This window comes from Stenotrophomonas sp. 05L414_2 (assembly GCF_056397905.1).
On sequence record NZ_JBFTOJ010000017.1, the window covers coordinates 26,322 to 36,897 of the forward strand.

Below are 10,576 nucleotides of genomic sequence, written 5' to 3' on the forward strand. Positions count from 1 at the left end.
ACCACTGCCGTGCGACTTACCCTGCCGCACCCGACGCTGCAGCGTAATGCGTGGCGAGATGATCGACCAGCGCGCGCACCTTCGGCGCCAGCGCACGCGCATGGGGATACAGCGCGAAATAGCAGCGCGTGCCACCGTGCCAGCTGGGAAGCACGCGGATCAAGCGGCCGGCGCGAAGATCTTCCTGCACCGTAAGCGCGGTGAACAGACTGATGCCCATGCCGGCCAGCACGGCCGCATACAGTGCCGGCGTGGCGTCCACGCGCAGTCGCTGGCCTGCTTCCACGCTGGCGATGACACCGCGCGGTCCGTGCAGCTGCCACGGCGTCATCGCCGCAACAGGGTTGAACCCCAACAAGGTGTGGTTCTGCAGGTCGGCCACCTGCCGAGGCAGTCCCTGCCGGGCGAGGTACGCCGGTGCCGCAACCAGGATGCGCGGGCATCGCGCCAGTTCACGGGCGACCAGTTGGCTGTCAGGCAAGGACGGCGCGATGCGCAGGGCGAGGTCGAAGCCCCCGCCGACCACATCGACCAGCTGATCGTCGGCCGACAGTTCCAGCGCAACCTGGCGATAGCGCGCCAGGAAGCCAGGCAGCCAATGCGGCAGCTCCTGGCTGGCGACCACCTGCGGCACGCTGACCCGCACGCGCCCGCTGGGCTGGGCCTGGCCGGCCCGCGCACGGTCATCGGCGGCCTCCAGCCGGTCAAGCAGCGCAACCGCCTCGCTGTAGTAGTCGCGCCCGGCCTCGGTCAACGACAGCCGCCGGCTGTTGCGATCCAGCAGCCGCACCTGCAGGTGCTCTTCAAGTTGACGCAACTGCCGCGACATCGCCGAATGGGTGGTACCCAGCCGCTCGGCGGCGGCAGTGAAACTGCCGGCGTCGACGATCGCGCGCAGGGCTCGCAGGGCGGCGAAATGGTCCATCGGCAGCGCGCTCCAGTCGGCGGGGCCCGCAGGCTGCGGACCCCGCCAGCTTATCAAGTGCCGTTGCCTGCCTTGCGCACCGGCAGGGCCAGAATCGCCGAGGTGGTCATCACATCGCCAAAGGCATCCTCGATCTGCGCCAGCGACGCCTCATGCAATGCGCGATGGCCGATGGTCCCGCCATTGGCCAGATCCAGATCACGGCTGGCAGAGGCATCGGAAGCCACGATCACCCGGTAGCCGCGCGGCGCCGCCGCAGCATCGCGTGCAGCACCGGCAACGCAGGCATGGGTCTGCAGCCCGGTGACGATGAGGGTGTCGATACCGGCATCCTTCAGCACCTTGTCCAGTGCCGCTGCCGAGGCACCGGCGAACACGCTGACGTTGTCCTTCTGCACCACCGTCTCGCCCTTGCGCGGTTGCATGTCACGGTGGAATGCCGCGTTGACACTGCCTTCTGCAAACAGCGGCGCGCCTGCCGGCAATACGTGCTGCACATGGATCACGCGGATGCCGTTGGCATCAGCGAAGTCGACCACGCGACGCGTCTGCCGCAGGGCCGCCACGCCATCGGGAATGACCATGCGGCCACCGGCGAAACCGGGCGCGGCGCTGGCGTCGAAGTACTCGTTCTGGAAGTCGATCACCAGCACGGCCGTCTTCGCTGCGTCGAGCGAGGTGGCAGCCGCAGCGCCAGCCATATGGCGGATGGTGGGGTGGACCGGCTCGGCGGCGACAACCGGGGCGGTGGCAGCCATGCCGATCAGGCCGGCCAGGCCGAAAGCAGTGAGGTTCATGGTCAAGCTCCTGTGCGGTGGAAAGTGGGCACAGGATGAGGAGCATTGAATGCACGAACCAGCCGCCGTTGAGCACACAATCTGTGCGGTTTTCGCACAGATCATTTTCCTTGCAGATGATGCCGCCATCCACGCATGGCGTGGATCTACTGGCCGGTGAAACGCAGCGGGGCGCCCGAAGGCGCCCCGCTGTGGATCCAATCGGAGTCGAGCCGCCGCTTACAGGCGGCTGGCGATCGCCTTGGCGAAGCCCATCGTGTTGCCGGTGCCGCCGAGGTCGCCGGTCAGCGAATCCTTGGCTTCCATCGTGGCGACGATGGCCTTGCGCAGGCGCTCGGCGTTTTCCGGCTGGCCGACGTGGTCGAGCATCTGTGCCGCCGCCAGCAGCAGGGCGCACGGATTGGCCTTGCCCTGGCCGGCGATGTCCGGCGCGGTGCCGTGCACGGCTTCGAAGATCGCCGCGTCCTTGCCGATGTTGGCGCCCGGGGCCAGGCCCAGGCCACCGACCAGACCGGCGCACAGGTCGGAAATGATGTCACCGAACAGGTTGGTGGTGACGATCACATCGAACTGTTCCGGACGCATCACCAGCTGCATGCAGCAGTTGTCGACGATCATTTCCTGGAACTCGATGTCCGGGTACTGCGCGGCGACTTCGCGCGCCACGGCCAGGAACAGGCCCGAGGTCGACTTGATGATGTTGGCCTTGTGCACGGCGGTGACCTTCTTGCGGCCGGTGCTCTTGGCCAGCTCGAAGGCGTAACGCACGATGCGCTCGGAGCCCTTGCGGGTGATGCGGGTGCCGGAGAAAGCGGTCTCGCCGTCGGCCGACACTTCCTGGCCTTCGGCCAGGTACGCACCTTCGGTGTTCTCACGAACGGTGATCAGGTCGACGTTGTCGAAACGCGACTTGGTGTTCGGGAAGGTGTGGGCCGGACGCACGTTGGCGTACAGGTCGAAGTGGCGGCGCAGGCTGACGTTGATCGAGGTGAAGCCGCCACCAACCGGGGTGGTCAGCGGGCTCTTCAGCGCGACCTTGTTGCGCGCGATCGATTCCAGGGTCACCGCCGGCATCAGATCGCCGTGCTTCTCCAGGGCCACCAGGCCGGCGTCGGCGTCTTCGTACTCCAGGCCAGTGTTGAGCTGGTCGAGCACGAACAGGGTGGCGTCCATGATTTCCGGGCCAATGCCGTCGCCGCGGATGACCGTAATTTTCTGCGTCATTGATCGATGTTCCGAACAGGGGGAAAAACGCCGTCCGGACGTGCCCGGAAACGCCGGCGCAAAGGAAGTTTCACCCGCAATTATGCCTGAGCCGGGGCCGAGGTCCCAAATAGACCATGGTCCCAGTCCCCGGCTCAGGCAGAATTGCCCGCGCATTCCTCCTTATCCCCGCGCCTTCGGCGCGCCCCCTTTAACAACAAGGGGGCTCCTGGGCTGCGGGATCGAGGGGAAGGCCCCGGTGCAGGCATTTACCGGGTAGTGCCGGCCRCTGGCCGGCAACCTCTGCCGATTTGGGTCCACCAGATGCCGGCCAGCGGCCGGCACTACCAGAGGGCCCGGTTCGCGGTAGCGGCCAGGCTCAGTGCTCGTGCGCTGCCGGGGCGGCGGCGCCACCTTCCAGCTGGTCGAGGAAGTCCACCGCGCGGCGCAGGTGCGGGATCACGATCGAGCCGCCGACCACCAGGCCTACCGAGAAGGTCTCGAAGAACTCCTCACGGGTGACGCCGGCGTCCTTGCACTGGGCCACGTGGTAGCTGATGCAGTCGTCGCAGCGCAGCACCATCGAGGCCACCAGGCCCAGCAACTCCTTGGTCTTCACGTCCAGCGCGCCGGCCTGGTAGGTCTGCGTATCCAGGGCGAAGAAGCGGCGCACCACCTGGTTCGGCTCGCCCAGGATGCGTTCATTCATGCGCTTGCGGAAGTCGGTGAACTCGGCGATCCGGTCCTTGCTGCCGTCGTCGGCCGCGCTCATGCCTGGCCCTGCCCGGCCAGCAGCGGCTCGAGCTTGCCTTCACGATGCAGGGCCATCATGTCGTCGTAGCCGCCCACGTGGACGTCGCCCACGAAGATCTGCGGGACGCTGGTGCGGCGGGTCTTGGCCATCATCTTCTCGCGCTCGACCGGGTCCAGGTCGATGCGGACCTCGGTCCATTGCTGGCCCTTGCTCTTGAGGAAGTTCTTGGCGGCCACGCAGTACGGGCAGACGGCGGTGGAATAGATGGTGATGGCGGGGGTAGCGCCGGCGGACTGGGCTGTCACGGGAAACTCCACGATGGATCGACGGTCCATATATGGTACCGGTGCGCTGGAATTTCCACGCCACGCCCGCAACACTGTGGATTGATTAACGAATGGTTGCCCCCTGCCCTGCCACGCTGGGCCGACCCTGCCCGAGGACCGACCGCTTGCGACCCCTGCTGCTCACCGCTGCCCTGACCCTGGCCCTGGCCGCCCCGCTGGCGCAGGCCCAGGAGAAGCTGCCGGACATCGGCTCCTCGGCGGGCGAACTGCTGACCCCGGCCCGGCAGGCCGAGTACGGCGCGATGATGCTGCGCGAACTGCGCAACTATGGCTACCTACTGGACGATCCCCTGGTCAACGACTGGCTGCAGACCATGGGCACCCGCCTCGGATCCAACAGTGACCAGCCACGCCAGCCCTACACGTTCTTCGTGATGAAGGACCGCCAGATCAATGCCTTCGCCACCCTCGGCGGCTATATCGGCGTCAATGCCGGCCTGGTGCTGACGGCCGAGCGCGAGGACGAGGTGGCGGCGGTGCTGTCGCACGAAATCGCCCACGTCACCCAGCAGCACGTGCTGCGCGGGGTCGAGCGCGCCCAGCGCGACCAGATCCCGATCCTGCTGGGGATGCTGGCGGCGGTGGTTGCCGCCCAGGCCAGCAACAGTTCGTCCTCGGGCAACGCGACCATGGCCGCGATCAGCTCGGGCATGGGCCTGATGCAGCAACGGCAGATCGACTACACCCGCTCCAACGAATCGGAGGCCGACCGGCTGGGCATCCGCACGCTGTCGCGCAGCGGCTACGACGTGGATGCGATGGCCGGCTTCTTCGAACGCATGTCCTCGGCGATGCGCGGCAACGATGGCGGCTACAGCGTTCCCGACTTCCTGCGCACCCACCCGGTCAACACCACCCGCATCAGCGAGGCCAAGGCCCGCGCCGAACAGATGAAGAAGGACACGGTGCTGCTGACCACGCGCACGCCCAGCGGCGAGCGAAAGGAGCGAGTGGATCCCGCCGACCCGACCCTGGGCGATCCGCTGCTGCGCGGCATCAACCCGCTGCTGCCCGGCAGCGTGCTGCGGGTTCCGATCGGCCAGCTCAGCCGCGGCGCCAGTGGCGATTTCAACTGGGCCCGTGAGCGCCTGCGCGTGCTCAGCGCCGACAGCCCGGCCGACCTGCAACGCGAGTACACCGATCTTGCGCGCAGGCAGAAGGACGGCCTGGATGACGCCCAGCGCTATGGCCAGGCGCTGGCCACGATGCGCGGTGGCCGCAGCGGTGCCAACCAGGCCCGGCAGACCCTCACCGACCTGCTGAAGACCCACCCGGACAGCCTGTGGGTCGCCCTGGCCCTGGCCGAAGCGGAGTCGCGCACCGGCCAATCCACCCAGGCCAATGCGCGCTTCGAGCAGCTGCTGCACGAACACCCCAACAGCCGGCCGGTGGCCCTGACCTACGCCGAGATCCTGAACGAGCAGGGAGGCCAGGCCGCGGGCCAGCGCGCGCAGGCGATGCTGCGCCCCCTGCTGTCGCAAAGCGGTAACGATCCGGTCTTCCAGCAGCGCTACGCCCGCGCCAGTGAACTGGCCGGCGACAGCGTCCGCGCCAGCGAGGCCTATGCCGAGGCGGCGTTCCTGGGCGGGCGCCCGGAACAGGCCCTGATGCAGCTGCAGGCACTCAAGCGTAACCCCGCGCTGGACTATGTCGGTCGGGCCCGGGTGGATGCGCGGATCGAGTCGATCACGCCCACCGTGCTCGAGCTGCGCCGGCAGGGCGTGCAGGACCCGGATCTGGACCGCCGCTGAGTGCGGCATGACCGGCAGATGGCAGCAAAGCCAGATGCCGGCCAGGCAGTCACAAACATGTCATCAAACCGTAGTCTACTGGCACCACTCCAGTAACTGAGCCCTACGGTGCCCTCGTGCAGAAACGCATCCTGATCGTCGATGACGAGCCCGCGATCCGCGAAATGGTCGCCTTCGCCCTTCGCAAGGGCGATTACGAACCTGTCCACGCCGGTGACGCCCGCGAGGCCCAGACCGCCATCGCCGACCGCGTCCCCGACCTGATCCTGCTGGACTGGATGCTGCCCGGCACCAGCGGCCTGGACCTGGCCCGGCGCTGGCGCAAGGAAACCCTCACCCGCGAAGTGCCGATCATCATGCTGACCGCGCGCGGCGAAGAGAACGACCGCGTCGGCGGCCTCGAAGCCGGTGTCGACGACTACGTGGTCAAGCCGTTCTCGGCGCGCGAACTGCTGGCGCGTATCCGCGCGGTCATGCGCCGCGCCCGCGACGATGACGAGGACGGCAGCGTGGCGGTGGGCGCGATCCRCATCGACGGTGCCGCCCATCGCGTGTTCGCCAACGACCAGCCGGTGCCGATCGGCCCGACCGAGTACCGCCTGCTGCACTTCTTCATGACCCACCCCGAGCGCGTGTATACCCGCGCGCAGTTGCTGGACCACGTGTGGGGCGGCAGCGTGTATGTGGAAGAACGCACCATCGACGTGCATATCCGCCGCCTGCGCAAGACGCTGGAACCGTTCAACGCCGAGAACATGGTGCAGACCGTGCGCGGCGCCGGTTATCGCTTCTCCACCGCAACCTGAGCCTCGTCGTGCCGGCGCCGTGCACCCCACGGTGCCGGCGTCGGCAACTCTGCTATAACTTCCGGTTCACCTGCGTGAACCGCCGCAACCCACGACGAGACCGCAATGCCCCGCCACATCCGCTCTGCCTGGTTGAAGACACTGGCCACCGTGGCCACCGTGTTGCTGTTGGCCGGTCTGGTCGGTTGGTTCACTGGCCACCTGTGGCTGTGCATCGCGCTGGCGGCACTGGCGACGCTGGTCTGGCACTACTGGCGGCTGCGCCGCGTGCTGCGCCGGCTGACCGCGCGCCAGCGCTGGGACACCGCCGCCGAAGGCACCGGCGTCTGGAACGAGCTGGACCGCCTGCTGTACCGCAACCAGGTCGAGATGCGCGTGCGCAAGCGGCGACTGCTGGACATGCTGCGCAGCTATCGCGCTGCAGCGGCCGCGCTGCCCGACGCCGTGGTGGTGCTGGACCGCAACAGCCAGCGCGTGCAGTGGTTCAACGAAGCGGCCACGGCCCTGCTCGGCCTGCATCATCCGGGCGATCTGGGTGAGGCCTTGGTCGAACGCCTGCAGCCGATGCCGCTGGCCCACTGGCTGGCCGGTGGCCGCAATGCCGAACCGATCCTGGACGTGCCATCGCCGGTCGATCCTGCGATCCGCCTGAACCTGCGCCTGATTCCCTATTCGTCCGACTACTGGCTGTTGATCGCCCGTGACGTCAGCAAGCTGCTGCGCCTGGAACAGGTACGCCGCGACTTCGTGGCCAACGTTTCACATGAGCTGCGCACGCCGCTCACCGTGGTCCACGGCTACCTGGACATGATGGACCCGGAGGACTTCCCGGGAACCGGACCGATGCTGGAGGAAATGCGCAAGCAGAGCCAGCGCATGGCCCAGCTGGTGGAGGACCTGCTGACCCTGTCTCGGCTGGAATCGCAGGAACACAGCGAGGCTGAGACGGTGGCGATGCAGCCCATGCTGGCCACCCTGCGCCGCGAAGCCGAAGCGCACAGCCAGGGCCGGCACCAGATCAGCATCGACGACCTGGCCGGCGTGGACCTGCAGGGCTCGACCAAGGAACTGCACAGCGCGTTCTCCAACCTGGTCACCAACGCGGTCCGCTACACCCCGGCCGGTGGCCGCATCGCGGTGGAGTTCCGCCGCGAGGGCGACGGCGTGGTGCTGGCGGTACGCGATACCGGCTATGGCATTCCGGCCACCCACCTGCCCCGCCTGACCGAACGCTTCTACCGCRTCKMCMGCAGCCGCTCGCGCGAAASCGGYGGCACCGGCCTGGGCCTTTCGATCGTCAAGCACATCCTCGGTCTGCACCACGCACGCCTGGAAATCGACAGCGAGGTCGGCAAGGGCTCGGTGTTCGCCTGCCATTTCGATGCCGACCACGTGCGACCGCGTGAGTCCGCCCCCCTGACCTCCTTCGAAGAATGACGCCATGAGCAGCCTCGGATCCCCCCCCCTCCCCGTGAGCACGGACAGCGATCCGTTGCGCGACCCGGCGCTGTACATCAACCGCGAACTGTCGCAGCTGGATTTCAACTTCCGCGTGCTGGCGCAGGCGATGGACCCGCAGGTGCCGCTGCTGGAGCGCCTGCGCTTCATGTGCATCTCCTGCACGAACCTGGATGAATTCTTCGAGATCCGTGCCGCTGCGGTCCGTCATGCACAGGAGTTCGGCCTGCCGCCGGCACCGGACGGCATGAGCCCGCAGGCCATTCTCAATGCCATCCACGAGCGCGCCGCCGAGCTGGTGGACCAGCAGTACCGCTGCTGGAACCAGACGCTGCGCCCGGCGCTGATGGAGGCCGGCATCGGCGTGCTCGGCCGCAACTCCTGGACCCATCGCCAGAAGCGCTGGCTGCGTGCCTATTTCCGCAACGAGATCATGCCGGTGCTGTCGCCGCTGGGCCTGGATCCGGTGCATCCGTTCCCGAAGAWCCTCAACAAGTCGCTGAACATCGTGGTGGTGCTGAAGGGCACCGATGCGTTCGGCCGCAGCGGCCACCTGGCCATCGTGCGCGCACCGCGTTCGCTGCCGCGGATCATCCAGCTGCCGGAAAAACTCGGCGGCCCGCAGAATTTCGTGTTCCTGTCCTCGGTGCTGTCCACCTTCGTGGACGAGTTGTTCCCGGGGCTGGAAGTGCTGGGCGCCTATCAGTTCCGTGTCACCCGCAACTCCGAGCTGGTGGTGGATGAAGAGGAAGTGGAAAACCTGGCGCTGGCCCTGCGCGATGAGCTGGTGGACCGCGGCTACCGGCCTGCAGTGCGGCTGGAGATCGCCCACGACATGCCGCGCGACATCGTACGCACCCTGCTGCAGAACTTCGGCCTGACCGAGAACGCGGTGTACCGCATCGACGGACCGGTCAACCTCAACCGCATCATCCAGCTGTACGACCTGATCGCCCAGCCGGACCTGAAGTATCCGCCGATGACCCCGCGCACCCTGCGCGACAGCGACGGCATCTTCGAGACCGTGGCCCGCCAGGACCTGCTGCTGCACCACCCCTTCGACGCGTTCGCGGCGGTGCTCGACCTGATCCGCCAGGCCGCCCTTGATCCGAACGTGCTGGCGATCAAGCAGACCCTGTACCGCACCGGCAAGGACTCATTGATCGTCGATGCACTGATCCAGGCGGCGCGCGCCGGCAAGGACGTGACCGTGGTGGTCGAGCTGCGCGCGCGCTTCGATGAAGAAGCCAACCTTGGCCTGGCCGATCGGCTGCAGGAAGCCGGCGTGCAGGTGGTGTACGGCGTGGTCGGCTACAAGACCCACGCCAAGATGCTGCTGATCGTGCGCCGCGAAGGCCGCAAGCTGCGCCGCTACGTGCACCTGGGCACCGGCAACTACCACAGCGGTACCGCGCGCGCGTACACCGACCTGAGCCTGATCACCGCCGATGCGGACATCGGCAACGACGTGCACCTGCTGTTCCAGCAGCTGTCCGGGCTGGCGTCGAAGATGAAGCTCAAGCGCCTGCTGCAGTCGCCCTTCACGTTGCACACCGGGATCCTGGCGAGGATCGAGCGCGAGACGCGCATCGCCGCCGCCGGGCGACCGGCGCGGATCATCGCCAAGATGAACGCCCTCAACGAAGCGCAGGTGATCCGTGCGCTGTACGCCGCCTCGCAGGCGGGTGTGCAGATCGACCTGATCATCCGTGGCGCCTGCACCCTGCGCCCGGGCGTACCGGGCGTGTCGGACAACATCCGCGTGCGCTCGATCGTCGGCCGTTTCCTGGAACACAGCCGGGTCTACTGGTTCGGCAACGACGGCGCACCGGAGCTGTACTGCGCCAGCGCCGACTGGCTGGAACGCAACCTGCTGCGCCGGGTGGAAACCTGCTTCCCGATCCTCGACCCGGCGCTGGCCAAGCGGGTGTACCGCGAGGTGCTGCAGAACTACCTGGACGACAACCTCAACGCCTGGGAGCTGGATGCCGAAGGCATCTACCACAAGCGCGCACCGGCCCACGACGAAGCCCCGCATTCGGCGCAGATGGCGTTGATGCAGGGCCTCTGACCCGGTAGGTGGCCAGGTAGGTGCCAACCTTGGTTGGCACGTTTGGATTCATCCACGCATGGCGTGGATCTACCGTGTCGACCAAGGTCGACACCTACCAACAGCCGCGTGAACCTGTCGAAGGTCGACATATGCAGGCCCTTCGATCCGGTAGATGCCGACCTTGGTTGGCACGTTTGGATTCATCCACGCATGGCGTGGATCCACCGTGTCGACCAAGGTCGACACCTACCAACAGCAGGCAAGGTCGACACCCACCAGAAGCAGGCCATGCCATTCCGACAGATCGCGGAACCTGTCGAAGGCGGGGTGGGTCCGGTTGCGGGGGTGTCCGCGGCATGGATGCCGCGGTCAAGCCCCCAAGGGTGAGGGCGCTTTGCTTGCGAAGCACTGCTTCGCAAGCGCCCGAACGCACAGCCGCCAGCGGCTGGGCCGGTCTGGGGGTTTACGGCGTCCCCCGCAAC

General features: G+C 67.3%; 9 protein-coding genes. 4 read left to right on the forward strand and 5 right to left on the reverse strand.

Annotated elements, in window-relative coordinates:
• Window positions 1-16: 16 nt before the first annotated feature.
• The 5 genes from AC1DJN_RS04190 to grxC form a co-directional block, all read right to left on the reverse strand.
• Window positions 17-925, reverse strand: coding sequence for a LysR family transcriptional regulator (locus tag AC1DJN_RS04190; protein ID WP_442252192.1), 909 nt, complete (start codon window positions 923-925; stop codon window positions 17-19).
• A 53-nt stretch (window positions 926-978) separates the two neighbouring features.
• The gene (locus AC1DJN_RS04195) at window positions 979-1,722 is read right to left on the reverse strand and encodes a cysteine hydrolase family protein (protein WP_088101161.1); all 744 of its coding nucleotides are present in this window, start codon (window positions 1,720-1,722) and stop codon (window positions 979-981) included.
• 219 nt (window positions 1,723-1,941) lie between these two features.
• Window positions 1,942-2,946 (reverse strand): isocitrate dehydrogenase, encoded by a 1,005-nt coding sequence (locus AC1DJN_RS04200; RefSeq protein WP_025878127.1) that lies wholly within the window; start codon window positions 2,944-2,946, stop codon window positions 1,942-1,944.
• Between the two features lie 358 nt (window positions 2,947-3,304).
• Entirely contained in the window at window positions 3,305-3,697 is a 393-nt protein-coding gene (locus AC1DJN_RS04205) for a carboxymuconolactone decarboxylase family protein (protein ID WP_005408260.1), read from the reverse strand.
• Entirely contained in the window at window positions 3,694-3,984 is a 291-nt protein-coding gene (gene grxC / locus AC1DJN_RS04210) for a glutaredoxin 3 (protein WP_025878124.1), read from the reverse strand. Before grxC ends, AC1DJN_RS04205 begins: the two co-directional genes overlap by 4 nt.
• Window positions 3,985-4,130: 146 nt before the next feature.
• Here grxC and AC1DJN_RS04215 point away from each other — a divergent pair, with 146 nt between their 5' ends.
• The 4 genes from AC1DJN_RS04215 to ppk1 all read left to right on the forward strand — a co-directional run bounded on the left by AC1DJN_RS04215 (window position 4,131) and on the right by ppk1 (window position 10,112).
• Window positions 4,131-5,777 (forward strand): M48 family metalloprotease, encoded by a 1,647-nt coding sequence (locus AC1DJN_RS04215; protein ID WP_478013611.1) that lies wholly within the window; start codon window positions 4,131-4,133, stop codon window positions 5,775-5,777.
• Window positions 5,778-5,893: 116 nt separating this feature from the next.
• Window positions 5,894-6,583 carry a phosphate regulon transcriptional regulator PhoB gene (phoB, locus tag AC1DJN_RS04220; protein WP_478038907.1) on the forward strand — a complete coding sequence of 230 codons (690 nt, stop codon included), beginning with the start codon at window positions 5,894-5,896 and terminating at the stop codon, window positions 6,581-6,583.
• 105 nt (window positions 6,584-6,688) lie between these two features.
• Window positions 6,689-8,020, forward strand: coding sequence for a phosphate regulon sensor histidine kinase PhoR (phoR, locus tag AC1DJN_RS04225; protein WP_478038908.1), 1,332 nt, complete (start codon window positions 6,689-6,691; stop codon window positions 8,018-8,020).
• Window positions 8,021-8,024: 4 nt separating this feature from the next.
• Entirely contained in the window at window positions 8,025-10,112 is a 2,088-nt protein-coding gene (gene ppk1, locus AC1DJN_RS04230) for a polyphosphate kinase 1 (RefSeq protein ID WP_478038909.1), read from the forward strand.
• Window positions 10,113-10,576 lie beyond the last annotated feature (464 nt).